Source organism: Micromonospora sp. NPDC047644, assembly GCF_040704315.1.
In the GTDB taxonomy this organism is placed as follows: domain Bacteria; phylum Actinomycetota; class Actinomycetes; order Mycobacteriales; family Micromonosporaceae; genus Micromonospora.
The window spans coordinates 21,714-45,925 of the sequence record NZ_JBEYSY010000012.1; the positions used below are offsets into that span (position 1 = coordinate 21,714).

Annotated in this window: 21 protein-coding genes; 9 read left to right on the top strand and 12 right to left on the bottom strand. The window is 71.4% G+C overall.

Annotated elements, in window-relative coordinates; all coding sequences use genetic code 11:
* The first annotated feature begins 111 nt into the window (after positions 1–111).
* Complete coding sequence (locus tag AB0877_RS20415) at positions 112–2,430, top strand: M28 family peptidase (protein ID WP_366610971.1); 2,319 nt, start codon at positions 112–114, stop codon at positions 2,428–2,430.
* A gap of 50 nt (positions 2,431–2,480) precedes the next feature.
* Here the strand turns inward: AB0877_RS20415 and AB0877_RS20420 are convergent, their stop codons facing one another.
* Positions 2,481–2,969, bottom strand: coding sequence for a hypothetical protein (locus AB0877_RS20420; RefSeq protein WP_366610654.1), 489 nt, complete (start codon positions 2,967–2,969; stop codon positions 2,481–2,483).
* A 280-nt stretch (positions 2,970–3,249) separates the two neighbouring features.
* Here AB0877_RS20420 and AB0877_RS20425 point away from each other — a divergent pair, with 280 nt between their 5' ends.
* Positions 3,250–5,400: a tetratricopeptide repeat protein gene (locus tag AB0877_RS20425; protein WP_366610656.1), complete on the top strand. Its 2,151-nt coding sequence runs from the start codon at positions 3,250–3,252 to the stop codon at positions 5,398–5,400.
* Between the two features lie 58 nt (positions 5,401–5,458).
* On the opposite strand, the gene AB0877_RS20430 is transcribed toward AB0877_RS20425, so the two are convergent.
* Positions 5,459–6,400 (bottom strand): threonine/serine dehydratase, encoded by a 942-nt coding sequence (locus tag AB0877_RS20430; RefSeq protein ID WP_366610657.1) that lies wholly within the window; start codon positions 6,398–6,400, stop codon positions 5,459–5,461.
* 16 nt (positions 6,401–6,416) lie between these two features.
* Entirely contained in the window at positions 6,417–7,217 is an 801-nt protein-coding gene (locus AB0877_RS20435) for a proline hydroxylase (protein ID WP_366610659.1), read from the bottom strand.
* A 194-nt stretch (positions 7,218–7,411) separates the two neighbouring features.
* Between AB0877_RS20435 and AB0877_RS20440 the strand changes: the two genes are divergently transcribed.
* On the top strand, positions 7,412–7,660 hold the full coding sequence (locus AB0877_RS20440; protein ID WP_366610660.1) for a hypothetical protein: 249 nt from the start codon (positions 7,412–7,414) through the stop codon (positions 7,658–7,660).
* A gap of 24 nt (positions 7,661–7,684) precedes the next feature.
* Here AB0877_RS20440 and AB0877_RS20445 read toward each other — a convergent pair whose 3' ends face one another.
* The 3 genes from AB0877_RS20445 to AB0877_RS20455 all read right to left on the bottom strand — a co-directional run bounded on the left by AB0877_RS20445 (position 7,685) and on the right by AB0877_RS20455 (position 9,512).
* On the bottom strand, positions 7,685–8,167 hold the full coding sequence (locus AB0877_RS20445; protein WP_366610662.1) for an SRPBCC family protein: 483 nt from the start codon (positions 8,165–8,167) through the stop codon (positions 7,685–7,687).
* On the bottom strand, positions 8,164–8,484 hold the full coding sequence (locus tag AB0877_RS20450; RefSeq protein ID WP_366610663.1) for a metalloregulator ArsR/SmtB family transcription factor: 321 nt from the start codon (positions 8,482–8,484) through the stop codon (positions 8,164–8,166). Before AB0877_RS20450 ends, AB0877_RS20445 begins: the two co-directional genes overlap by 4 nt.
* An 854-nt stretch (positions 8,485–9,338) precedes the next feature.
* Positions 9,339–9,512 (bottom strand): hypothetical protein, encoded by a 174-nt coding sequence (locus AB0877_RS20455; RefSeq protein ID WP_366610665.1) that lies wholly within the window; start codon positions 9,510–9,512, stop codon positions 9,339–9,341.
* 707 nt (positions 9,513–10,219) lie between these two features.
* Between AB0877_RS20455 and AB0877_RS20460 the strand changes: the two genes are divergently transcribed.
* Positions 10,220–10,444, top strand: a complete 225-nt coding sequence (locus AB0877_RS20460) for a winged helix-turn-helix domain-containing protein (RefSeq protein WP_366610667.1) — start codon at positions 10,220–10,222, stop codon at positions 10,442–10,444.
* Positions 10,445–10,658: 214 nt separating this feature from the next.
* On the opposite strand, the gene AB0877_RS20465 is transcribed toward AB0877_RS20460, so the two are convergent.
* The 3 genes from AB0877_RS20465 to AB0877_RS20475 all read right to left on the bottom strand — a co-directional run bounded on the left by AB0877_RS20465 (position 10,659) and on the right by AB0877_RS20475 (position 12,355).
* Positions 10,659–10,913, bottom strand: coding sequence for a Smr/MutS family protein (locus tag AB0877_RS20465; RefSeq protein WP_007465523.1), 255 nt, complete (start codon positions 10,911–10,913; stop codon positions 10,659–10,661).
* A 172-nt stretch (positions 10,914–11,085) separates the two neighbouring features.
* The gene (locus AB0877_RS20470) at positions 11,086–11,454 is read right to left on the bottom strand and encodes a tetratricopeptide repeat protein (RefSeq protein ID WP_355005736.1); all 369 of its coding nucleotides are present in this window, start codon (positions 11,452–11,454) and stop codon (positions 11,086–11,088) included.
* A gap of 130 nt (positions 11,455–11,584) precedes the next feature.
* Positions 11,585–12,355: an ROK family protein gene (locus AB0877_RS20475; protein WP_124860484.1), complete on the bottom strand. Its 771-nt coding sequence runs from the start codon at positions 12,353–12,355 to the stop codon at positions 11,585–11,587.
* A gap of 62 nt (positions 12,356–12,417) precedes the next feature.
* Here AB0877_RS20475 and AB0877_RS20480 point away from each other — a divergent pair, with 62 nt between their 5' ends.
* The 3 genes from AB0877_RS20480 to AB0877_RS20490 all read left to right on the top strand — a co-directional run bounded on the left by AB0877_RS20480 (position 12,418) and on the right by AB0877_RS20490 (position 15,636).
* Positions 12,418–14,055, top strand: a complete 1,638-nt coding sequence (locus tag AB0877_RS20480; protein ID WP_366610668.1) for an ABC-F family ATP-binding cassette domain-containing protein — start codon at positions 12,418–12,420, stop codon at positions 14,053–14,055.
* Positions 14,056–14,093: 38 nt separating this feature from the next.
* Positions 14,094–14,402 (top strand): hypothetical protein, encoded by a 309-nt coding sequence (locus AB0877_RS20485; protein WP_357196436.1) that lies wholly within the window; start codon positions 14,094–14,096, stop codon positions 14,400–14,402.
* A gap of 508 nt (positions 14,403–14,910) precedes the next feature.
* Positions 14,911–15,636: a methyltransferase domain-containing protein gene (locus AB0877_RS20490; RefSeq protein WP_366610670.1), complete on the top strand. Its 726-nt coding sequence runs from the start codon at positions 14,911–14,913 to the stop codon at positions 15,634–15,636.
* 73 nt (positions 15,637–15,709) lie between these two features.
* On the opposite strand, the gene AB0877_RS20495 is transcribed toward AB0877_RS20490, so the two are convergent.
* Both AB0877_RS20495 and AB0877_RS20500 read right to left on the bottom strand, forming a co-directional pair.
* Positions 15,710–16,816 carry a LacI family DNA-binding transcriptional regulator gene (locus AB0877_RS20495; protein ID WP_366610672.1) on the bottom strand — a complete coding sequence of 369 codons (1,107 nt, stop codon included), beginning with the start codon at positions 16,814–16,816 and terminating at the stop codon, positions 15,710–15,712.
* Between the two features lie 90 nt (positions 16,817–16,906).
* Positions 16,907–18,403, bottom strand: coding sequence for an amino acid permease (locus AB0877_RS20500; RefSeq protein ID WP_366610674.1), 1,497 nt, complete (start codon positions 18,401–18,403; stop codon positions 16,907–16,909).
* A 201-nt stretch (positions 18,404–18,604) separates the two neighbouring features.
* On the opposite strand from AB0877_RS20500, the gene AB0877_RS20505 reads away from it, so the two are divergent.
* Together AB0877_RS20505 and AB0877_RS20510 are read left to right on the top strand one after the other, a co-directional pair.
* The gene (locus tag AB0877_RS20505) at positions 18,605–20,260 is read left to right on the top strand and encodes a family 10 glycosylhydrolase (protein WP_366610676.1); all 1,656 of its coding nucleotides are present in this window, start codon (positions 18,605–18,607) and stop codon (positions 20,258–20,260) included.
* Positions 20,261–20,439: 179 nt separating this feature from the next.
* Positions 20,440–20,976, top strand: coding sequence for a phospholipase (locus AB0877_RS20510; protein WP_366610678.1), 537 nt, complete (start codon positions 20,440–20,442; stop codon positions 20,974–20,976).
* A gap of 294 nt (positions 20,977–21,270) precedes the next feature.
* Here AB0877_RS20510 and AB0877_RS20515 read toward each other — a convergent pair whose 3' ends face one another.
* Positions 21,271–24,111 carry an NB-ARC domain-containing protein gene (locus tag AB0877_RS20515; RefSeq protein ID WP_366610679.1) on the bottom strand — a complete coding sequence of 947 codons (2,841 nt, stop codon included), beginning with the start codon at positions 24,109–24,111 and terminating at the stop codon, positions 21,271–21,273.
* Positions 24,112–24,212: the final 101 nt, after the last annotated feature.

Below are 24,212 nucleotides of genomic sequence, written 5' to 3' on the forward strand. Positions count from 1 at the left end.
GGAGTTCCCGTGGGAGCATCCACCACCCCGGCCACGACGGGCACGCCACCCCGTCCGGTCCCGGGCGTACCCCCTGCCGACCGTGCGTTGACCCGACCGCGCCGGCGGCTCGTGGCCGCCGCGGCGGCTCTGGTCGCGCTGGCCGCGGTCGGCGCCGGCAGTCTGCTCGACCTGCGCACCCCCGCCCCGAAGTCGGCCGACGCCCCGGCGGACGCGTTCAGCGCCGGCCGGGCGTACGAGGACGTCCAGGTGATCGCCGCCCGGTCGCACGTCGCCGGCAGCCCGGCCAACGAGCAGGTCCGCGCGCACCTTGAGCAGCAGTTGCGGGGGCTGGGCCTGGAGACCGAGGTGCAGGACACCGTGGCGCCGGAGGCCGGCCAGCTCAGCGGGGCGGCGGGAGGGGCGACGCTGGCCCGGGTCCGCAACGTGGTGGCTCGGATGCCGGGCACCGACTCGACGGGCCGGGTCTTCCTGGTCGCCCACTACGACTCGGTGCAGACCGGGCCGGGCGGCAACGACGACGCGGCCGGCACGTCGACGATCCTGGAGGTGGCCCGCGCGCTGACCACCGGCCCCCGGCCGCGCAACGACATCGTCTTCGTGCTGACCGACGCCGAGGAGGCGTGCCTCTGCGGCGCGTCCGCGTTCGCCGCCAGCCACCCGCTGGCCGCCGACGGCGGCGTGGTGCTCAACCTGGAGGCGCGGGGCTCGACCGGGCCGGTGATCATGTTCGAAACCTCCCGGAACAACGCGAAGCTGGTGGACATCTTCGGCCGGGCCGCCCCACACCCGGTCGGCACCTCGTTCGCTGTGGAGATCTACCGCGCGCTGCCCAACGACACCGACTTCACCGCCTTTCTCGATCAGAAGTTCGTCGGGCTGAACTCGGCGTACATCGACGGAGGCGCGATCTACCACACGCCGTTGGACACCCCGGCCGCCATGGACCGGGGCAGCCTCCAGCAGCACGGGGACAACGCCTTGGGCCTCGCCCGGGAGTTCGGCGGCACGGACCTGACCGACCTGCGCTCCGGGCACGACGCCACCTACTTTCCCGTCCCCGGCGGGCTGGTCCGCTACCCCGGCTGGCTCACCCTGCCGCTGGCCCTGCTCGCGGTGGCACTGGTGGCCGCCCTGGGCTGGCTGATCCGCCGCAGCGGCCGGGCCAGCACCGGCCGGCTGGCCGCCGGCTTCGCGCTGGCCCTGGTGCCGATCCTCGCCGCGCCGGTCGCCGCCCAACTGCTCTGGCTGGCGATCACCACGATCCGACCGGGGTACGCGGAGCTGCTCGACCCGTACCGGCCGATCTGGTACCGGTTGGCCGTCCTGGCGCTCGCCACCGCCATCCTGTTCACCTGGTACGCGCTGACCCGCCGCCGGATCGGCCCGGCCGCGCTGGCCGTCGGCGGGCTGGCCTGGCTGGCGGTGCTCGGGGTGCTGCTCGCCGTGGCGGTGCCGGGTGGGGCGTACCTCACCACACTGCCGGCGCTGGCCGGCGCCCTCGGCGGGCTCGTCGCGCTGCGTACCCGGCAGAGCGGACCGTGGCCGGTGGTGGCGGTGACGGCCGCCGCGGCAGTGGGTGTGGTCATCCTGCTGCCCACCGTGGTGCTGCTCTTCCCCGCGCTGGGGATGGCCATGGGCGGGGTGGCCGCGCTGGTCGCGGTGCTGCTCGGCCTGGTGGCCCTGCCGGTGGTCGACCTGCTGCACCCGCAGGCCGGCGGCCAGCGTGGTCTGCCGGCGCTGCGGGCCCGGCGGCTCGCGGTGCTGCCGGCCGGCGCCGCCGCCGTGGCGGCGGTGGTGCTCGCCGGGGTCGGCCTGGGCGTCGACCGCTTCGACGCCGCCCACCCCGCTCCCACCCACCTGATGTACGCCCTGGACGCCGGCACCGGCCAGGCCCGTTGGCTCAGCCACGAGAGCGACCCGCAGCCGTGGACGGACGGCTATGTGGACGGGGTCACCGACGTCGGCGACGACTTCCCCGGGCTCGGCGACGGTGAGTTGCGGGCCGGGCCGGCGCAGTCGGCGAACCTGCCCGCACCGAAGCTGGAGGTGGTGGCCGACGCCACCACGGGCGGCGAGCGCACGCTGCGGCTGCGGCTCACCCCGCAGCGGGTGTCCCGGCTCGCGACCCTGCACGTCGACACGTCGACCGCCACCGTGCTGCGCGCCGACGTGGCGGGGCGGTCGGTGCCGGTGGAGCCCCGCGCCGGGAAGTGGGGCTTCGGGCTGGTGTTCCACGCCCCGCCGGCGGAGGGCATCGAGGTCGTGTTGACCCTGCGCCCGATCACCGGGCAGGTGTCGCTCCGGGCGATGGATGCCAGTGACGGGTTGGACGCGTTGCCCGGCTTCCGCCCCCGGCCGCCGGCCGTCGGCGTCGTCGGGTCGCACAGCTCGGAGATGCTGGCGGTCGCCCGGACCTATCCCCTCTGACTGTCGGAGGTGGTCCGGCGAGCGGTTCGTCGCCGGACCACCTGCTCCGGTCAGCCCACCGGTTCGGGCTGGCCGGCACCGATACGGTGCCAGCGATTCCCGTCGTGGTCGGTGAAGGTGAGGTCCACCAGAACGGTGTCGGCCGGGCGGAGCCGATGCTCCGCCGCGACGGTGACGAAGAGGTCGTGCACGTCGCGGCCGGGAATCCGGAGGACCTGTTTCGCCGCGGCGAGCCCGACCGGTGGGGCGTCCGGGTCGTCGGGCGGGGCGAGCCGGGCCAGCACCACCACGTCCAGCACCGGAGCATCGCTCTCGTTGGCCACCACGACCCGCAGCACCGAGGTGCCACGAATCTCGGCCACCGCCGAGACCAGCCGAGCCTGGGTGGCCCGGATCCGCAGATCGTCGTCGCGACGGGCACGGATTTCCCGCCGCAATCCGAGGTAGACGAAGAGCACGCTGGCAATGGAGCCGACCGCGCCGAACCAGTCCGGCACGGAACCCCAGTCGACGACATCCTGGATTGGCGACCAGTTCATAGGTCCATCGTGGATGCCCATGTCGAGTGTCGCGCACGGCGGATCGGCCGGAATCAGCGGCGAACTGGAATTCCGGCGCTGATTTTGGTCAGCCGGGCGGCCTGAACGGAGAGTGTGCAACCCAGTACGGGGATGGATACGCTTGCGGTCGACATGGCGCGGATGGCAATCCCTCCGACTGTCCATCAGATGGACAGGATCTTCCGCCTCCGCCCCATTGTGAATTCGCCACCGAAGGGGGACCGCATTGACTGCGGACGTTCCACCCGAGGATGCCGGCGTGCCTCGGCCTGCGTACGACCGGCCGAGTCGGGTCTCCGTCGATCCACCGCTCGGGCGACTGGACAGCCCTTTGCACGGGCGCGACGACCTGATCGGCGAGATCATGCGGCCAGGGGAAGCTGCCGAGGGTCGACCCGCGGTGCACATCCTGTGCGGCATGGGCGGCTCCGGCAAGAGCCACGTCGCGCTGGAGATCGCCCGCCGGGCCCGCGCCGACGGCCGTACCGTCTGGTGGGTGCAGGCGGGGCGGCTCAACTCCGGGATGCGGGAGGTGGTCAGCCAACTCGGCGCGTCGGAGACCCAGGTCGACCAGGCCTGGGCCGGCATGATCAGCGCCACCGACCTGGTGTGGCGCTACCTCAACCAGGCCGCACAGCCCTGGCTGTTGATCTTCGACAGTGCGGACGAGCCCGCCAGCCTGGGCCCCACCGACGGCGTGCTGGCCGACGGCACCGGCTGGCTGCGCAGCCCGGAGGCCGAATACGGCATGGTCGTCGTGACCAGCCGGGACGGCAACCGGGCCACCTGGGGCACCTGGTCGGTACTGCACCAGGTGCGCCCGCTCGACGCCGAGGCCGGCGCGAAGGTGCTCATCGACCGGGCCGGCGCCCAGGCCGGCGGCCTGGCCGACGCCCGGGAACTCGCCCGGGAACTGGGCGGTCTGCCTCTCGCCCTGCGCGCCGCCGGCAACTACCTGCGGTCGGTCAACGCCAGCCCGGTCTGGCGCGGCTCATCCACGATCACCACGTTCGCCGACTACCGCAGCGCCGTGCAGCGTCGGTTCCGCTCACCACGCGATGCCACCGACGTCGACCTCGACGAGTCCCTCGGCCTGGAGATCGTCCGCGAGGTCGATGACATCTCACTGGATCTGCTGGCCCGCCGCCAACTCCAACAGAGCCGACCACTGCTCAACGTGCTGGCCTGCCTGAGCATCTCCCCGGTGCCCTACGAGGTGGTGCTCAAGCCGGCCATCCTGGCCGAGTCGCCGCTCTTCAAGGGGCTCACCGGCCGGCAGCGGGTGAAGGTGCTGGAGGGCATCGGCAACCTGGCCCTGGTCGACTTCGACGTGCACGAGGAGGTCACCGACCCCGCGTTCGCGCACGTGCTGTCGCTGCACCCACTGGTGCACGCGATGTTCCGCGACCGCGACGAGGTGCGTGAGCAGATCGCCGAATACCACGGGCTGGTCATGAAGCTGCTGCTCGCCGCCACCGAAGGGCAGAACCCGGACGACTCGGCGGCCTGGACCAACTGGGACGTGCTGGTGCCGCACCTGGTCGAGGCCGTGCGCGGATACCTCGTGCCGCAGAAACACAAGCACGACCCCGAGACGGTACGCCGCGCGCTGGAGCTGACCCGACTCACCGCCCGCTACCTCATCGCGGTCGGCCTACCCGGTTCGGCCTTCGACATCCTCGACCCGATCGTGCGCGGTTGCGCCGCGTACGACCACGACCTGGACCGACCGCAGGTGCTGGCGCTGCGCCACGAACTGGGCCGCACCTGGCTGGAGCGCAACCAGCCGGAGATGGCCGACCGGGTGCTCCGCGAGGTGATCGCCGACCGCACCAGGGTGCTGGGCAGCGACGACGCCGACACCCTCGCCAGCCGGCACAAGCTCACCAAGGCGATCATGGCGCAGCGGCAGTGGCCGGAGGCCGAGCTGGAGCTGCGGCAGATCGTCGCCGCCGAGGATCAGGTACGCGGCCCGGAACACTGGGACACCATGATCGTGCGGCACAGCCTGGCGTTGGCGGTGCTGGCCCAGCAACGGGCGCCCGAGGCCGAGGAGATGCTGCACGCCATCCTGGAGGTCCGCTACCGGTTGTGGCCGCTCAACCAGCCGGAGACCTGGCAGGCCCGGCACACGCTGGCCCGCTGCATGCAGGCGCAGGACCGGTTCGCCGAGGCGGAAGCCGAGCTGCGCGCCACCCTGGCCACCGTGGAACCCCGGCACGCCGACCGCAGCGAGGTGCTCGCCATCCGATCCACCCTGGCCCTGGTGCTGCTGCTCGAGGAGCAGGTCGACGCGGCGATCGAGGTGTACGAGCAGTTGCTGGCCGACCGTCGGCGACTCCTGGGCGACACCCACCTGGACACCCTCCAGGTGGAGCACGCGCTGCGCCGGCTGCGCGACGGCGGCTGACCGGTCACTGCGGCGCGGCCGATCAGTGCGGCGCGGCCGATCAGTGCGGCGCGGCCGATCAGTGCGGCGCGGCCGGGCCCAGGTCGCTCGGGTCGGTGTTGCCACCACAGATGACCACTGCCACCCGCTCCCCCGGCTGCGGCACGTACGCGCCGCCGACCAGCGCGGCCAGCGCCGCGGCGCCACCCAACTCGGCGGCGACCCGCAGCTCCGACCAGAGCAGCCGGCGCGCCCGCACCAGGTCCTCGTCGCGGACCAGCACGGACACCACCTCGGTCCGGCGGGCGGTGTCGAAGGCGATCTCGCCGATCCGCCGGGCACCCAACGAATCGGTGGCGATGCCACCCACCTCGATGTCGACCGGACGACCCGCCTTCAGGGCCGAGTGCAGGGTGGGGATCTGCTCCGGCTCGACCGCCACGACGCGTACCGAGCCACCGAACCAACTGGCGATGCCGGACACCAACCCGCCGCCGCCCACCGCCACCAGCACCGTGTCGATGCCGTCCACCTGCCGCTCCAGCTCCCGGCCGACGGTGCCCTGACCCGCCACCACCTCGGGCTGGTCGTACGCGTGCACCACCAGCGCGCCGGTCTCCGCAGCCCGCTGCGTGCTCGCGGCCAGGGCCTCGGCGTAGTGCTGGCCGACCTGGCGCACCTGTGCGCCCAGCCCGGCCAACCGCTGCACCTTCACCGGCGAGGCGGTGACCGGCACGAAGACCTCCGCCGGCACGCCCAACGACCGGGCCGCGTACGCGACGGCGAGGCCATGGTTGCCACCTGACGCGGCGATCACTCCGGCCGAGGGCAGGGCGCCCTGGAGCATCCGGTTGAACGCGCCACGCGGCTTGAACGAGCCGGTGTGCTGATGCAGCTCCAACTTGAGACTGAGCTGCCCCGGCACACCCAGATCGGCGCCGTCGACGGCGATGACCGGGGTTTCCCGGACCCGCCCCTCGACAAGGGTCGCGGCCGCCTCGACGTCGCTTCTGTCCACCATGGGGAAACGCCCTTCACTACGACCAGAGGGCCAGTCGACCATCGTCGGTGAGCCCGACGAAGCATCCTATGGAAATCCGTCGGCCATCCGACGCCTGACGCACCGTGTGATAGAGCCGCGGATCAAACAGAAAGCCCTCCCCGAGCGTGGGGCGCAACGTCAACGACTGCGCGGCGGCGGCCACCGTCTCCTGGAAGCCGTAGCCGCCGGGGATCCGCAGCGACTCGTCGTCGGGCTGCCAGCGCCGCCGCCAGAGCACCGTCTCACCACCGGCCGGTGGCACCCGGATGTAGATGTTGAACGCCAACTGGGCCACCACCTCGCTGTCGAGCAGCCGGCCCGCGTACTCCCGTACCGCGTCGTCGAAGTGCACCTGGAGCCCCGCGTTGATCTCGCGGACGATGCCCACGTGCATCTCCCGACCCTGCCGCCGCGCGGGCGCCACATCCGGCCAGGCACCGCGGAACGCGGCCAGACACAGATCCCGGGGCGAGTCCGACACGCCCAGCGTCGACCAGCTCTTCTCGGCAGCGCTGGCCGCGTCCCAGTAGTCCTCGCGGAGCTCTCCGGCGGACCGGTGGTCGTTGATGGCCGGACCGAACTTGGCGACGACGGGAAAGACCCGGCTCTCGTCGTAGCGGTCCATGGGCGCATGGGCGAGGGCGGCGGTGATCGCCTGGCAGCGGGCCGCGGAGAGCAACCCCGGCACCCGAACGGCGGCGAGCCGCCCCGCGATGAGCCCGGCGACATCCGCTCGGGTGATCGATTCTGCTTCGACGGCGACGAACAAGGGATCGGTCCTGCTTGAATGCTGCACGGCGGTCCTCCCGTAACGAAGATCCCTCACCGGACTTGTCGCGCCCCCCGACCCGCGCACCGTGCAATGTACAAACCGCAGGCAAGGCCAGGTGTACGCAGTTCCGGGCGACGTGGCGCGGCCACCGCTACCATCGGCGCAACCGGGAAAAGTGACACCGAACCGTACGGCGGAAGCTTTCCACCTTTCGGTTAATGGTGACGATTCTCGGCGTGACGCATGATGCGACTAGTTCGAACGCTGACAAGGAGTTCGAGATGGCAGGCGCCGGCCCGACGGATCTTGACGTGCACGTCGACCGCCTGGAAATGGCGCGTCGAATAGCCCGGGAAATGATCGAGTCCGATCATCAGGCCCTGGAGCTCGCCGTCCGACAGCGCCCGCAGTGCTGGTCCCGACGCCCGGCCGGCCACGGCTCTCGGGCCGACGCCACAGCCTTCTGAAGACTCCCTTCCAGCCGAGTGGCCCTAGCTGTCGGTGCCGAAGAAGGACTCGTAACGACTGAGGTACAGCGGCCAGCCGGTGTCGGTGTCGACGCCATCCCGAATCGACTCCCAGCCGGGGCCGTGCCGGTCGATGTTCCGGTGCTCAAGCTCGACCCGGGTCCGGGACGAGGTCTCGGCCACGAATCGGATCTCCACCTCGCTGGTGAGGGCCAGGTTCGTCTCGATCTGCCAGGTCGGGTCGATGTCCCAGCTGAAGACGATCCGGGTCGGCGGCTCGTACGCGAGGATGCGCGCCCACCGGCACTCGCTGCCGTCGGCCCCGACGTCGTAGATGTGCCCGCCGACCCTGGGCTCGAACACGGTAGCGGTGACCGGGACGTCGAGCAGGGTGTGCTCGGGTGGCTTGAAGTCGCCGAACCGTTCGGCGAACACGGTGAAGGCCCGCTCGACCGGTGCGTTGACGACGATCTGGCGGCGTACCACCGCTGTGGCTGCTTGCGTCATGAACTCTCCTCCGTCTCTTCGACGACGTCCTGATATCCGTTGAGCGCTCGACGCCAGAAGGTGTCGAGCTGGTCCCGCAGCGCGCTCAACCCCACCGGACTCAACCGGTAGACCCGGCGGGTTCCCATCGCCTGGTCGATGACGAGGCCGGCACTCTTGAGCACCTTGAGGTGCTGCGACACGGCTGGCCGGCTGATCGGCAGCTCGTCCGCCAACTCCCCGACGGCACAGGGCCGTTCGGCCAGGCGCTGGACGATGGCGAGCCGGCTGGGATCGCCGAGCGCCTCCCAGCCCGAATGCGCTCCGTAAGTTACCACGAACGTAAGCTACGACTTACCGACACGCTCGTCAAGCAGGTCCGCATTGGTCGTATCGATCTTGTGCGTGAGGCTCCGGGAGTGGCGAACGAAGATCGGACGCAGGAACTGCACGCTCGCGGAGCGGGTCAGGTGAAGGACCTCGCCCGAGCGCGGCTTCCGCCGTGTCGGCCGCGGTGTGGGTATCCGGTCCGACGGCTCGTCCACCACGCTGCTCTCCCCTTGGTCATCACTGCGGGAAAGGGCCCCCGGTGGTGCCCACCCGTCGAGATCTTGGACAGTTTCCGTCACGTGATGACGGAAACTGTCCAAGATCTGCGGCAGGCCGAGGTCGGCCGGGCGGCGCGGCCTGGTTCCGCTACCTGAACGAGGCCGCCGAGGGGTTCCGCACAGTCGAGTCCTTTGAGGACGCGGACACGATGGTGCGCACCCTTCCACGACGCCGTCAGCCGCCCGGTCGCACACCCGGTCCGTCGGCGGCCGGCTCGACTGCGCCATCGTCTCCCCTGACGCGGCGCACTACATCGCCCCCACCTACAAAGACGCCCGTCACCTATATATGCGGCCCGGCCCCCAACCGGTGGGAGCCGGGCCGCTTACTGCCCCGGTGTTACCGGTACGTCGCGACGACCTGCGCGATGCGGCTGAGAAGGGGACGCCCGAAGGCCGACGCGCCGTCGACGGTGACAACCGCAAGGCCGCCCGGCGACCGCGAAGCTAGATTGAATCTAGCTTCGGAGCGATCTACCTAAAGCCCTCGGTGGCTACGGGCGCGCGCCACAACTGGTAGCGCGGTGCTTCCACTGGCCGTGTGTGAACTCCTCATCGCCAGCCTCTGACCGCCGCCGCTCACCTCAGACCAGCCGCTGGATGCGGACCTTCGGACGCTCGTTCCGCAGGTGGCCGTGTTTGTGCTGGCGAATCTGCTCGTCCCATACGTCCTGGTCGTAATCGGGGTCCGGCGGGATCCACTTGTGGGAGCCGTCGCTGTAGTGGAACTTCTCGTCACCCGCACGAAGGATGCTCATCGGGTCCAACCCAGGAAGCGATAGTGCAGATGGCCGGCCGGAACCTGGACCAGATCCTGGGCGGCGTCAACCAACTGGGCGGCCAGGTAGAGGGCCAGCGACACCGGGGCTCTGTGGTATTCCGCTTGCAACTCTCGACGGCGGGTATGGCAGGGCCAGTCGGCACCACAGCCAGCGCAGATCCAGGTTGGGGTGATCGCGAGGTGGCTCGTCATTGCATTTCGTCCTGCCTCGGCCAATGGCGGCGACTGATCGGGATCCGGTGACGGCTTCCGCACGGCAGGTCGGAACCGCAGCGACAGATGCGTCGCCAGTGCCGCCAGGACCAGACTGGTCGGTGTCGGCGCGCCAGGGTGAGCGCCACTGCGATGACGTACTCGTCGTAGGACACGCGCTGGTTGTGCGCCGCCCTTCGCTGCCGATCGTCGAGATCCCCAGTTGCACGGGCGAAGCCTCCGGTTGAGGCAGCATCGTTCGGTCTGGTCACTGCGCCTCCCAACGACGCCTGGGGTTCCGTGGGCACCCGGCCAGCCGTGTCCGGAGACAGGGCACCCACGGCAAGGACGACCCGGCCGCCAAGCTGGGTAGCCCCACGAGCCAACTTAGGACGCAATGTACGCAGGGTCAACAGCTACGACACATAGCGTTGTAAGTCGAGCCGAAGATGTGGTTCTCTTGCACCAGCCGCCAAGCTGGGAGCACCATCTATGTCTGAAGCTGCCTACCTACAGGTCGCCCGAGATATCCGCGAGCAGATCAGCTCCGGCACGTTGAAGCCGGGCGACAAGCTGCCGTCCTTCGCCGCGCTGTGCGAGCAGTACGACGTCAGCAACACGGTGATCCGCGCCTCGATGCTTCTACTCAAAGCCGAGGGCTTGATCGACGGGCGGCAGGGCAAGGGCGTGTACGTCGCCAACCCGCTCCCCCGATAAAGCGCCTCCATCCACGCTCACCGCGGCGAGCCGGACCGCGCCAGCGCCCTCGGGCGCACAGCGCTCACGGTAGATTCACTCGCCTTCCAGGAAGTCGCGGTTTCCCATCACCCCGGACCCCGCGATTTCCTGAACGGCGAGTGGATCATCTGGCTTCGCACTCGCTCAGCGGACTTGGCAGCGCCCTGCTACGCAGGTCAGCCGAACGCGCGGCCTACTTCCAGCGGAAGTGGACGAAGAGGCGGCCGAAGTTCTTCGAGTCCTTCTCCACCCGGTGGTAGAGCTGCTTGACGTCCTTCTGGTCGAGGAACCGCAGCACCCGCTTCTTGAGCTGGCCGGACCCCTTGCCGGGGATGATCTCGACGAGGGTCGCCTTCTTCGCCACCGCCTCGTCCATGATCCCGCGCAATGCCCGGTCGATGTCCTGGCCCTTGTTGAAGATCTCGTGCAGGTCCAGCTTGAGCTTCATGCCGCAGCCCCCGGCCGGTCAGGTCCCATGTCCGCCATCCTAGGGCGTGTGTCGAAGCCCCTGGCCGGCCTGCGGCGGGCCCAGACGACGCCCTGGGCACGTCCGCCAGGTCGCCCCACGACGACGAAGGGGCGGCCCCGAAGGACCGCCCCTGCCACGTCAACCCGCACGCTCAGCGCCGGCCGCCGACTCGGGTCTCCACCCGTTCCAGCGCGGTCCGGTAGTCGTCGTTGGCCGCGTACATCGCGGCGGCGATCCGCAGGTGCCGCAGCGCGTCGGTGTGCCGGTTGAGCCGCTCCAGCGTCCGACCGAGCACGTGGTGCGCGTAGTGGTCGCTCGGGTCCCGTTCGACCAGCTCACGCAGGTGCTCCTCGGCCCGGTTGAGCTGGGCCGACTGGAAGTACGCCCGGGCCAGCAGTTGCCGGACCGCAGCGTTGCCGGGTTCGGCGTCGATGATCGGCTCCAGCAGTCGGGCCGCACCGCTGGGGTCACCGGTCTCGAAGAACATGGTCGCCCGCCGGTAGTCCGCCAGAAGATCCATCTGCCACCTCCTCGGGTCGCACCGTCACCTGTTCCGACGCTGGCACAACACCGAACGTTTGGCGACTGTTCCCGGGGTCGAGATCGGGTCACTTCCGGCCGCCGATGGCCGCCGAAGAGGCGTCGAACGGTCAGGTGCGGGCGTTGCGCCGTCCGGCGGAAAGTTCCCAGGCGCGCACACCGCCGACGATTCCGGCGGTGTTCGGCACCACCACCACGTCGTCGCCCATCCGGGCCAGCTGCTCGGGCCGGATCAGCCGGGAGTTGCCCCCACCCAGGTAGAGCCGGTCCCAGCGGAACACCGGGCGGAGCCCGTCCACCACCTGCCGGATCCGACGGGACCAGAAGGCGTCGCCGAGCCGCCGCCGTTCCGGCTCGCCGACGTACGTGTCGTAGGTGGTGCCCCAGCGCACCGGCGCGTGCGACAGCTCCAGGTGCGGTGCGAGCACCCCGCCGTCGAAGAGCGCGCTGCCCAGCCCCGTCCCCAGGGTCAGCACCAGCTCGCAGCCGGTGCCGGCGACCACTCCGGCACCGTGCACCTCGGCGTCGTTGAGCACCAGCGCCGGCACGCCGAACGCGTCGGCCAGCGCGCCGCGCGCGTCCCAGCCGGACCACTCGGCCAGCAGGTCCGGGTCGACCCGACTGCGGGGGCCGCTGCGGGTCACGTAGTGCGGCGTGCTGACGACCACTCCGTGCCGGATCATCCCGGGTACGCCGACCGTGAGCCGGTCCGCCGTTGGCAGGCGCCCGCCGAGATCCAGCAGGGTCCGGACAAACAACGCGGGCGGCAACGGGTACGGGGTGGGCACCCGCAACGGCCGGGCCCGCATCGTTCCCGCCTCGTCGAGCACGGACGCCTTGATGCCCCCGCCGCCGCAGTCGATCGCCAGTGTGGTCACCACGTCGTTGAGTCTGCCCGCTGGGGAGCGGTGATATGCAGGCGGCCGGATAGGCTGCCGTCCTGATGAGCGCCACGATGATCGTCAAGGACCTGGCCGCCGGGCACGGCGACCGCTCACTCTTCTCCGGGTTGGACCTGGTGGTCGCCCCCGGCGACGTGATCGGCCTGGTCGGGCCGAACGGGGCCGGCAAGTCGACGCTGCTGCGTACCCTCGCCGGGTTGTTGCCGGTCGAGGCCGGCAGCGTGCGACTCAGCCCGCCCACCGCGAGCGTCGGACACCTGCCGCAGGAGCCGGAACGGCGACCGGGCGAGACGGTACGCGACTTCCTGGCCCGCAGGACCGGGGTGACCGCGGCGCAGGCGGCGTTGGACGCGGCGACCGAGGCGCTGACCGCCGGGGCGGCGGGCGCCGACGACGCGTACGGCGACGCCCTGGAGCGTTGGCTCGCTCTCGGCGGCGCGGACCTCGACGAACGCGCCGAGCAGGTGAGCGCCGACCTGGGGCTCGCCGTCGATCTGGACCACCCGACGACCGGGCTCTCCGGCGGTCAGGCGGCCCGGGCCGGGCTCGCGTCGCTGCTGCTCAGCCGGTACGACGTGTTCCTGCTCGACGAGCCGACCAACGACCTGGACCTGGCCGGCCTCGAACGGCTGGAGGAGTTCGTCACCGGGCTGCGCGCCGGCACGGTGCTGGTCAGCCACGACCGGGAGTTCCTCACCCGCACGGTGACCCGGGTGTTGGAGCTGGACCTGCCACAGCAGCAGGTCAACCACTACGGCGGCGGCTACGCGGCGTACCTGGAGGAGCGCGAGGTGGCCCGCCGGCACGCCCGCGCGGACTTCGAGGAGTACGCGGAGACCAAGGCCGGGCTGGAAGCTCGGGCCCGGACCCAGCGTGGCTGGATGGAGAAGGGCGTCAAGAACGCCCGCCGCAAGGCCACCGACAACGACAAGATCGGCCGCAAGTTGCGAGCCGAGTCGAGCGAGAAGCAGGCCGCCAAGGCCAAGCAGACCGATCGGCTGATCGAACGGCTCGAGGTGGTCGAGGAGCCCCGCAAGGAGTGGGAGCTGCGGATGGAGATCGCCGCCGCTCCCCGCGCCGGCGCCGTCGTGGCCACGCTGCGAGGAGCCGTGGTACGCCGTGGCGGCTTCACCCTCGGCCCGGTGGACCTCCAGATCGACTGGGCGGACCGGGTCGCGGTGACCGGGGCGAACGGCTCGGGCAAGTCCACCCTGCTGGCCGCGCTGCTGGGCCGGCTGCCGCTGGACGAGGGCACCGCCTCGCTCGGGCCTGGCGTGGTGATCGGCGAGGTGGACCAGGCCCGCGGGCTGTTCCTCGGCGACATGCCGCTGATCGACGCGTTCGAGGCCGCCGTACCCCACCTGTCGCCGGCGGACGCGCGGACCCTGCTGGCCAAGTTCGGCCTGCGGGCGGCGCACGTGCCCCGACCGGCGGCCACCCTCTCCCCCGGTGAGCGGACCCGGGCGGCGCTGGCCCTACTCCAGGGCCGTGGGGTCAACCTGCTGGTGCTGGACGAGCCCACCAACCACCTGGACCTGCCGGCCATCGAGCAGCTCGAATCGGCGCTGGCCAGCTATCCCGGAACGCTGCTGCTGGTCACCCACGACCGGCGGATGCTGGCCGCCATCGAGACCAACCGGCGACTGCGGGTCGACGCCGGGCGGATCGCCGAGGATTGATCCGTGCCTGCGGGCCGGCGCGGGGTGAGAATGACGCCATGCTCAAGTGGGAGTACGCCCTGCTGGTCCGCCGCCGCCAGGCCGCGACCACCGACCTCGGCTGGGAGGTCGTGTTCGTCTGGTACGGCCCGGACGGCTCGATGGTCGACGTGACGCCGTACGGCGACACCTCGCTGGCCCACCTGAACCGGGCCGGCGACCAGGGCTGGGAGTTGGTCGCCATGAGCGAGGACCCGTCCCTGCCCGGCAACCACGAACTGCACCGCTACCACCTGAAACGGCCGAAGCCCGCCGACCCGCCACCCCGCCAACGGATGCGCGGCGGCCGGCGCACCATCTCCGGCTGACCCGACCCGCTCCGGGCCGAGGCGGCCCCTCCCCGGTCGCTGACGAGGCGACCGGCCATCCGTGCGTTGGTGTGAGCCGCCTGGACCGCTCGGCGGCTCAGCCGATGCCGGCGCGAAGCCGGGTGCCGGCGCGAAGCCGGGTGCCGGCGCGAAGCCGGGTGCCGGCGCGAAGCCGGGTGCCGGCGCGCTTTCGGTGTCGGCCATTCAGCCGGTGCCGCCGCGAGGCCAACGGCGGCGCGAAACCGTGCCAGCACGAAGCCCTTGCCGGCCGTTCAGCCGATGCCGGCGCGGGGCCAATGCCGGCGTGAAGCGCATGCCTCGGTTGACCGTGATGTCACAGAGTCATCGTGATGACTGTGTGACATCAGGATGACTGCGCATCTGCCCAGGACCCGCGACACGAGCGTGGGCGTCGGCGCGGGCGGACCTCGCCTCGAATGGCGGCGAGGTGGACGAGCGGGGCATAACGGGCGGGATTGCGGGTATCGCGCGGCGGGAGGTGGCCCGAATGGTCGCTTTGGCACAGACTCCGCCCTCGGCCGACCGGCTGCGGGCGATCGACGATTTCCTCGCCCAGACATGGGCGGATCAGGTCCAGCATGATGACCGGTTGCGGAGCCTGGCGGTCGAGGTGCGGTTCGACCGGGGGGTGGCGCATCTGAGCGGTGATGTGGCCGAGCCCGCCCAGCTACGGCTGGTGCGGGAGCTGGTGGGACGGCTGGCCGGTGTCTACGGCGTCTGGTGCCGGGTCGGCATCGGCGGGCGGGCGCCGGTGGTGGTGGACCTCGGTTGTGGGCCGACTAAGCAGTGGTCGAGCAACCTGGGGCTGGACATCTACCCGGCGCCAGGGGTGGATGCGGTGGCGGACCTGTCCGGCTCGCTGCCGCTCGCCGACAACTCGGTGGACGTCCTCTTCGCTGTGCACATCCTGGAGCACCTGATCGACTTCCTGCCGCTGGTCGACGAGTGTCACCGGGTGCTCCGCCCCGGTGGGGTGCTGCACGTGATGAGCCCCTGGTGGGGGCATGTGAACGCGGTAGCCGACCCGACCCACGTCCGGCTGATGGATGTGCAGACGTTCAAGGGGATCTGCCAGCTGCGGCCCCCGGGCACGCCGCGCTGGTACCCGCTGCACGCGGGCTGCGACGGCGCCTCGATCTTCGCCGATTTGACGCCCCTTCCCCCGGACGCCGACCCGGCACCGCAGTCCCACCTGGCCCGCTTCTTCGACTGATCACCCACCCATCCTTCGTTGATCATGAAGTTATTGTCATGAATGACGGCGTGTCCCCGCAATAACTTCATGATCAACGCGGGCGACGCGGGCTGCGGGGGCGGGGCGGGCGACGCGGGCGACGCGGGCGACGCGGGCGACGCGGGCGACGCGGGCTGGGTGGGCTGGGTGGGCTGGGTGGGTGGGTCTGGGTGGACTCGCGGAGTTTCAGGCAGTGGGGGGCGCGGAGTTCCCGGGCGGGGGCGGTGGGGTCACCGTTCAGGCGGTCGGCGAGGAGTTGGACGGCCAGCCGGGCGATCTGCTCCTTCGCCGGGGCGACGGTGCTCAGGGTCGGGGTGGCGAAACCGCCGTCCTCGATGTCGTCGAAGCCGGCCACCGCCACGTCCTCGGGCACCCGCAGACCGGCCTCGTGCAGCGCCCGCAGGGCACCGAGGGCCAGCGTGTCGCTGAAGCAGAAGACGGCGTCGGGGCGTACACCGGAGGTGAGTAGGCCGCGCATCGCGGCCGCGCCGTCCGCGCGGTGCCAGGCCGGCGCGGACGCCACCAGGGAATGGTCGAGGCCGGCGGCGCGCAGCGCGTCGCGGTAGCCGGCCAGGCGCAGCCGGGCGCTGGCACCCCCGTCGGTGCGCTGCGGGCCGACGGCCGCGATGCGGCGGCGACCCAACTGGATCAGGTGGCTCGTGATCTCCCGGGCCGCTGCCACGTTGTCGATCACCACGCGATCCGCCGGGCAATGGTCGGTCCGCTCGCCGAGCAGCACCATCGGGGTGCCGTCCAGACCGGCCAGGTCCGCCGCGGTGAGCGCCGACGGACTGAGGATGAGCCCGTCGATCAGGTGGTCGGTGATACCGGGGGCGAGCGCCCGCTCCTGGCCGCGCCGGCCGCCGGTCTGGTCGACGAGCACCGTCCAGCCGTGCTCGGCGGCGGCGCTGATCACGTGACGGGCCAACTCGGCGAAGTACGGGATGTCCAGTTCCGGAACCGCGAGCGCGATCACGCCGGTGCGGCCCTTGCGGAGGTGACGGGCGGAGAGGTTCGGCCGGTAGTTGAGTTCGACGATCGCCTGCTCGACCCGGGCCCGGGTGTCCGGTCGCACGTGCACGTGGCCGTTCACGACGTTGGAGACGGTCTTGACGGAGACGCCGGCCCGTTCCGCCACGTCCTTGAGTCTGTGTCGCACGCCGCAACCTCCCCGAGGTGACCCAGCGCACCATAGCTGCGCGGGCCGCGCGCAAGGGCCCCGCCGACGGGGCCCTTGCGCACCTTCGGGTCAGGCGGTCGGCTCGCGGGGGGTCGGAGCGACGGCGGGCTCGTGCTGGGCCAACCGGTTGCGGCGGTAGCCGTAGCCGAAGTAGATCAGCGCGCCGAGCAGCATCCAGGCCAGGAACCGCAGCCAGGTCTCCACGGACAGGTTGAGCATCAGGTAGAAGCAGGCCAGCGCCGAGACGATCGGCAGCACCGGTGAGAACGGCACCCGGAACGGCCGCTCCAGGTCGGGGCGCTTGCGGCGCAGGATCGGCACCGCCACCGACACGAGAACGAACGCGCAGAGCGCGCCGATGCTGACCAGGTCGGCCAGCGCGGACAGCGGCAGGAAGCCGGCCAGCAGTGCGACCGCCACCGTCATGATCGCCGAGATCCGGTACGGGGTGCCCCAGCGCGGGTGCACCTTCGCGATCGAGGGCGGGATCAGACCGTCCCGGGCGATGGCGAAGCCGATCCGGCCCATCGCCACCAGGTCGACGAGGATGACGCTGGTCAGGCCCGCGACCGCGGCGATGGAGACCAGCACGGCGGCCCAACCCGCGCCGACCGACTCGAAGGCCGACGCGATCGGGGCGCCCCGGTCGATCTCGGTGTACGGCACCATCCCGACCACCACCAGCGAGACGCCGATGTAGAGCACCGTCGAGATCAGCAGGGTGCCGAGCAGACCCAGGGTGAGGTCCCGCTTGGGCTTGCGCGTCTCCTCGCCCAGGTTGGCCACGGCCTCGAAGCCGGTGTACGCGAAGAAGACCACGGCGGCGGCGCTGAGCACCCCGACGAAGCCGAAGACGGACGGCTCAAGCCCGAAGAGCGCCTGGGTGACCGGCTGCTTGATGCCGTCGTCGCCGCTCCCGGCGGGCTCGGCCGGCGGGATGAACGGGGTGAGGTTGGCGGCCTTGACGAAGAACAGGCCGGCGACCACCACGAAGACGCAGATGGCCACCTTGACCAGCACCAGCAGGTTGGTGATCCGGGCGGATTCCCGGATGCCGACGATCGCCACGATGCCGAGGATCAGCACGATGGCGATGGCGCCCACGTTGACGGTGCTGCCCTCCTCGCCGAACCACCGGGTCGGCAGGTCGAGCAGTTCGGCGAGGTATCCGGACCAGCCTCGGGCCACCACGGCGGCGCCGAGCGCGAACTCCAGCAGGAGATCCCAGCCGATGATCCAGGCGACGATCTCGCCCATCGTGGCGTACGCGTAGGTGTAGGCGCTGCCGGCGGTCGGCACGCTGGAGGCCAGCTCGGCGTAGCAGAGGGCGGCGAGCAGGGCCACCACGCCGGCGATGGCGAAGGAGATCACCACGCCCGGCCCGGCGCTGTCGCGTGCCTCGATGCCGGTGAGCGTGAAGATGCCGGTGCCGATCACGATGCCGATGCCGAAGCCGGTGAGGTCGATCGCGCCGAGCCGTCGCTTCAGCCCCAACTGGCCGTCGCTGCCGTCCGCCTCACCCTGGGCTATCACGTCCTTGATTGGTTTTGTGCGCAGCACGGACACCCGGTCACCCCTCCCACCGTGCGACCACCCCGTGGCGGCCGGTGACCGGCGTTGCTACCCAGCGGAGCGATTGGTCAACCACGAACTCTTGCGGCGATGGCCAGATTGTGAAAATTTCCTACCAGCAACGCGGACATCGACGGCGAATCTTGCCGCGCACCGCGCGAAGCATCCGGGAGCCCCAACGAAGGGACACACCGCATGAAAGCCACCCGACTCGGAGCCGCCGGGCTGGTCACAGCCCTGCTCGGCACGTTCGTCACCGCCACCCCCGCGAGTGCCGCCCCCAGCGCGGTCGACACCACCACCACCTGCGCCACCGACCCGGCCACCCCGAAACGGCAGTTCCGGGCCATGTGGATCTCGTCGGTGGTCAACATCGACTGGCCCAGCAAGGCGTCCCAGACCAGCCCCGACCGGATCGCCGCGCAGCAGGCCGAGTACCGCGAGCTGCTCGACCTCGCCGGGCGGCTGCACCACAACGCCGTCGTGGTGCAGGTCCGGCCCACCGCCGACGCGCTCTGGCCCTCGCCGTACGAGCCCTGGTCGGAGTACCTGACCGGGGTACGCGGCCAGGACCCGGGCTGGGACCCGTTGGCCTTCCTGGTCGACGAGTCGCACAAGCGGAACCTGGAGTTCCACGCCTGGTTCAACCCGTACCGCGTCTCCATGCCGGCCCCCGGCGGCGCCGGCGCGGACCTCGCCCAGCTCGCCCCCGGCCACCCGGCCCAGCAGCACCCCGACTGGACCTTCGCCTACCCACCGGCTGGCGTGGCCGGCAGCCGGCTCTACTACAACCCCGGAATCCCCGAGGTACGCGAGTTCGTCCAGACCGCCATGATGGACGCCGTCAAGCGGTACGACATCGACGGCGTCCACTTCGACGACTACTTCTACCCCTATCCCAGCGGCACGTACCAGGTGCCGGACGACGCGACCTTCGCGGCCCACAACCGGGGCTTCACCGACCGGGCCGACTGGCGGCGGGACAACATCAACCTGCTGATCCAGGAGATGAACGGCAAGATCAAGGCGGCGAAGCCGTGGGTGAAGTTCGGCGTCAGCCCGTTCGGCATCTGGCGAAACAAGACCGCCGACCCGCTCGGTTCGGACACCACCGGCAGCCAGTCGTACGACATCATCTCCGCCGACACCCGCAAGTGGATCAAGCAGGAGTGGATCGACTACGTGGTGCCGCAGCTCTACTGGTACATCGGCCAGTACCCGGCCGCCGACTACGCGCGCCTCGTGCCGTGGTGGGCCGAGACGGTGCGCGGCACCCGCGTGCAGCTCTACATCGGCCAGGCCGACTACAAGAGCGGAGACCCGGCGTACGGGCCGTACTGGCAGAACCCGCGTGAGCTGTCCGACCACCTGACGCTCAACCGGTCGTACCCGGAGGTGCAGGGCAACGTGCACTTCTCCGCGGTGCAGGTACGGGCCAACCGGCTCGGCGCCACCGACATCTACGCCGCCGAGCACTACTCCCGCCCGGCGCTGGTGCCGGCCATGCCCCACCTGCCGGCGCGACCGCTGCTCTTCCCGGTGGTCAGCAAGGCGACGCGGCAGGCCGACGGGGTCCGGCTCACCTGGCGGCAGCCCGCCGACGGCGTCGGCCCGCTCGGCACCGCCACCTCGTACGCGATCTACCGGTTCGACGGCACCACGCTGCCCGGCCGGTGCGCCACGGCCGACGCCAGGCACCTGGTCGACACCGTCCGGGCCACGCCCGGCACCGTCCAGTCCTGGGTGGACACGTCGGCCGAGCCCGGTCGGCGCTACACCTACCAGTTGACCGCACTGGACCGGTCGGCCAACGAGAGCGCCGCCAGCCCGCCGGCATTCGTCCTGCGCTGACCGTCTCTCCGAATGCCCCGGACGCCCCGCGTGTCCGGGGCATTCGTCTGTTTCAACGCATGTCACCAATAGTTGGCGATGCGCATACCACCCAGTTGATCAGCTGATCGACACTCATCGACATCCGGTAACCCGCCGGTAACTTCCGTCCCACCCGCTCACCCCCGCGGAGGTAACCCGTGCCCCGACGTCTCGCCACCCTGCTCGCCTCGGGCGCATCAGCGCTGCTCGCCACCCTCGCCATCGCCTCACCCGCCGCCGCCGTCACCCCCGCCCAGAAGCTCTCCGTGCTGTCCAGTTGGACCCAGACCAGCGCGTCCAGCTACAACTCGTGGAACAGCGCCCGGGTCAACCGGGCACCCTGGGCCGACTACAACTTCAACTGGTCCACCGACTACTGCTCGTCCAGCCCGGACAACCCGCTCGGCTTCACCTTCAACCTAGGCTGCTACCGGCACGACTTCGGCTACCGCAACTACAAGGCGGTCGGCCAGTTCTCCGCCAACAAGTCCCGCCTCGACAGCGCCTTCTACGAGGACCTGAAGCGCGTCTGCACCACGTACAACTCGGTCGTCCGACCGGCCTGCTACAGCCTGGCCTGGACCTACTACCAGGCGGTCAGCATCTTCGGCTCGGTGGCGGCCGTCCAGCAGGCCGACATCGACCGCGCCGCCCGAATGAAGGCCCAAGCCGAAGCCAACGCCCAAACCCACTAACCCCCACCCCCACCCTCACCCCACGCCCCGTTCCCCCCGCCCCGTGCCCCGCCCCCCGCGCCCCGCCCCGCCCTGCCCCGCCCCGCCCTGCCCTGCCCTGCCACGCGATCTTGCACTTTCGGTTGTCGATTTGCCGCTTTAGCACCGGTATTTCGCAACAGAAAGTGCAAGATCGGCGGGCGGGGCGCGGGGCCGGGGCGGGGCGCGGGGCACGGGACGGGGCGGCGTGGGGCGGGCGCGCGGGGCCGGGGCGGGGCGGGGCGCGGGGCAGGGGCGGGGCGGGGCTGGGCGGGGTTAGGCGCGTTCGGTTCGGGTGGCGGGGTGGCGGTCGGGGTCGGCGGGACGGCGGGGGGCTGGTTGGGACAGGCCGGTGCTGAAGCGGGTCGAGTCCGCCGCCAGGTCCGGGTGTTCCACGTCGAGTGCCAGCGCTGCGGCCTCGTCCAGCCCCAGCTCCGCACCCTCGCCGTACGCGTCGTCGAAGGCCGTGTCGCCCAGCACCGCGCGCAACTCCCCCTGCTGCTCGGCCCAGTAACCGCCGAAGATGCCGGGGGTGGCCCGCATGCTCGCCCGGGTGGCCTGCGCCGCCCCGAACAGGCGGGCGGCGGTCAACCGCTCCCCGCCGATCGCGCAACGCACCGCTACCGCGTTCAAGGTGTCGCACGCCCGCCCGTGATAGCCGTGACCCATCCGGGAGCGCAGCGCCACCAGCAGATGCTCGTGTGCGGCGATCACGTCGCCGCGGGCCAGCGCGACCATGCCGAGCAGCATGTCCACCGAACGCCGGCCCCGCTCCACGGGCCGGGCGGCCTCCACCGGACGCACCGCGCCCAGCAGCTCCGCGGCCTCCTCCAGGGCACCCCGTCGCCAGAGCAGCTCGGCCAGGCTGAAGACCGCGAACAGAGCCTCGCCGACCACGTCCTGCCCGTGCGCCCAGTCGATGACCTCCCGGCACACCCGTTCGGCCTCGACGAACTGCCCCATGTCGACCAGCGGCGCGGCCCTGCCGGCGAGCACCCGTGCCAGCAACCCGGCATCGCCGGCCTGCCGGGCCGCAGCCTCCGCCCGCTGGGAGTAGCGCAGTTCCTCGGCGAACTCGCCGTCGGCGCTGGCATGCAGCGAATGCATGTGGTACGCCGCCGCCAGCTCCGCCTCGGGGATCCGCTCTCCCGTCTCCGCGATCCGTCCGTACAGCCGGAACAGCCACAGCCGCCCCTCGCGGGCCAGGCCCCGCTCCAGCCACCACTGGTCCAGCCCACCCGCCAGGCCGAGACCGGCACGGGCGCTGCCACCGGTGGCGCACCACCGCAGCGCGGCGCGCAGCTCCCCGGCCAGTGGATCGAGGGCGTACAGCGACAGCGTCACCGGCCGGCCGTCCTGGCCCAGGTGGGCCCGGTCCAACGCGTGAGCCGACCAGGCCACGTGCCGATCCCGGGCGGCCTGCTCCTCGCCCGCCTCGGCCAGCCGTCGCGCCGCGTACGCCCGGATGGGGTCGAGCATCCGGTAGGTGCTGCCGGCGGCACGCGGCTCGGCCAACACCATCGACTTGTCCACCAGGACCGAGAGCGGGTCCAGCGGATCGTCACCCAGCAGCCACTCCACCGTTGCCAGATCCACCGGGCCGGCGAAGACCGCCAGCCACCGCAGCAGACGGGCGGCCCGGGGCCCCAGCGTCCGGTAGGACCAGGTGACGGTGGCCTGCATGGTCAGATGCCGTTCGGTGGCCGAGCGCTGCACCGCCCGGCTCGCCGGGGTGGGCGGCGACGCCCCGGCCGCCGCGGCGACCAGGTCGACGGTGTCCTGCTGGTTGCCGGACCAGCCCCGTTCCACCGGTGGCGGATCCGGGTCCTCCCGGCCGGCGTCCAAGGTGCCGAGGACGTCGTCCAGGCGCTCGGCGAGCTGACCGACCGAGAGCACCCGCAGCCGGGCGGCGGCCAGCTCGATGGCGAGCGGCAGGCCGTCCAACCGCTGCACGACCCGACGCAGGTCGGCGGACTCGGCCGGGTCCGGCTGCCGACCACCACGCGCCGCCGCCGTACGGTCCAGCAGCAGCGCCACCGCGTCACTCTCCGCGCCGTCCGCGCGCGGGTCGACCGAGAGCGGCGGAATCCGCCACACCACCTCGCCGGGCAGGCTGAACGACTCGCGGCTGGTGGCCAGCACCCGTACGCCGCTGCCACCGGACAGTAGCCGCGCGATCACCTCGGCGCAGGCGGCCGGTTGGGTGTCACAGGTGTCCAGCACGACCAGCATCCGACGGCCGGCCGCGTACTCGACGAGGGTGTCCAGCATCGGCCGACCGGGCTCGGGACGCAGGCCGAGCACGGCGGCGATGGCGAACGCCACCAACCCCGGGTCGGTCACCGAGGCGATGTCGACGAACCAGACCCCGTCCGGGTACGCCTCGACAACTCCGCTGGCCAACTCCACCGCGAGCCGGGTCTTGCCAGCGCCGCCAGCGCCCAGCACGGTGACCAGGCGGTTCTGCCGCACCAGCAGGCTCAGCTCGATGCGCTCGGCCTGCCGGCCGACGAACGAGGTGACCTGGGTGGGCAGGTTGTGCGCCACCGCGTCGGCGGTGCGGGGCCGGGGGAACTGTCGCTCCAGACCCGGTGCGACCAGTTGGAACAGCCGTTCGCGGTCGTCGAAGCCGCGTAGCCGGTGCAGCCCCAGGTCGAGCAGGGTCGCACCCGGCGGCATCGGCTCGGCCCGACGGGCGGTGGACGCCGTGCAGAGCACCTGCCCGCCGTGCGCGGCGGCCGCCACCCGGGCGGCCCGGTGCACCTCGGGGCTGGCGTACTCGCCGTCGCGTGGCTCGGCATAGCCGGTGTGCAGGCCCATCCGCACCCGGGGCGCGGCCTCGGGGGTGGGCCAGTCGTGGCTGGACAGTGCCCGCTGAGCGGTCAGGCACGCGGTCATCGCCGCGGAAGCTTCCTCGAAGGCCAGGAAGAACGAATCGCCCTCGGTCAGCAGCTCCGCGCCACCGGTGCTGGCCAGCGTGCGGCGCAGCAGCCGCCGATGCTCGGCGAGCACCGGGCGGTAGTCCGGGCCGAGCAGCTGAGCCAGCCGTGTGGAGCCCTCGATATCGGTGAATACGAAGGTCACCCAACCGCTCGGGAGCTGGATCCGTGGCGACATGCGAGGAACCTCCGCCCGTGACGTCGGGTTCATGCTGCCTGAGTCCGAACGATCACACATCGTGAGAACGGCCGGGCAAGTGCCGCCTCAACGTGCCACTC

What these genes read in the sequence shown, in the direction of transcription:
- AB0877_RS20505 (WP_366610676.1), top strand. Translation starts at nt 18,605, where the DNA reads ATGAAAGCCACCCGACTCGGAGCCGCCGGGCTGGTCACAGCCCTGCTC.
- AB0877_RS20490 (WP_366610670.1), top strand. Translation starts at nt 14,911, where the DNA reads ATGGTCGCTTTGGCACAGACTCCGCCCTCGGCCGACCGGCTGCGGGCG.
- AB0877_RS20465 (WP_007465523.1), bottom strand. Translation starts at nt 10,913, where the DNA reads ATGAAGCTCAAGCTGGACCTGCACGAGATCTTCAACAAGGGCCAGGAC.
- AB0877_RS20470 (WP_355005736.1), bottom strand. Translation starts at nt 11,454, where the DNA reads ATGGATCTTCTGGCGGACTACCGGCGGGCGACCATGTTCTTCGAGACC.
- AB0877_RS20460 (WP_366610667.1), top strand. Translation starts at nt 10,220, where the DNA reads ATGTCTGAAGCTGCCTACCTACAGGTCGCCCGAGATATCCGCGAGCAG.
- AB0877_RS20480 (WP_366610668.1), top strand. Translation starts at nt 12,418, where the DNA reads ATGAGCGCCACGATGATCGTCAAGGACCTGGCCGCCGGGCACGGCGAC.
- AB0877_RS20455 (WP_366610665.1), bottom strand. Translation starts at nt 9,512, where the DNA reads ATGAGCATCCTTCGTGCGGGTGACGAGAAGTTCCACTACAGCGACGGC.
- AB0877_RS20420 (WP_366610654.1), bottom strand. Translation starts at nt 2,969, where the DNA reads ATGAACTGGTCGCCAATCCAGGATGTCGTCGACTGGGGTTCCGTGCCG.
- AB0877_RS20485 (WP_357196436.1), top strand. Translation starts at nt 14,094, where the DNA reads ATGCTCAAGTGGGAGTACGCCCTGCTGGTCCGCCGCCGCCAGGCCGCG.
- AB0877_RS20515 (WP_366610679.1), bottom strand. Translation starts at nt 24,111, where the DNA reads ATGTCGCCACGGATCCAGCTCCCGAGCGGTTGGGTGACCTTCGTATTC.
- AB0877_RS20430 (WP_366610657.1), bottom strand. Translation starts at nt 6,400, where the DNA reads ATGGTGGACAGAAGCGACGTCGAGGCGGCCGCGACCCTTGTCGAGGGG.
- AB0877_RS20440 (WP_366610660.1), top strand. Translation starts at nt 7,412, where the DNA reads ATGGTGACGATTCTCGGCGTGACGCATGATGCGACTAGTTCGAACGCT.
- AB0877_RS20445 (WP_366610662.1), bottom strand. Translation starts at nt 8,167, where the DNA reads ATGACGCAAGCAGCCACAGCGGTGGTACGCCGCCAGATCGTCGTCAAC.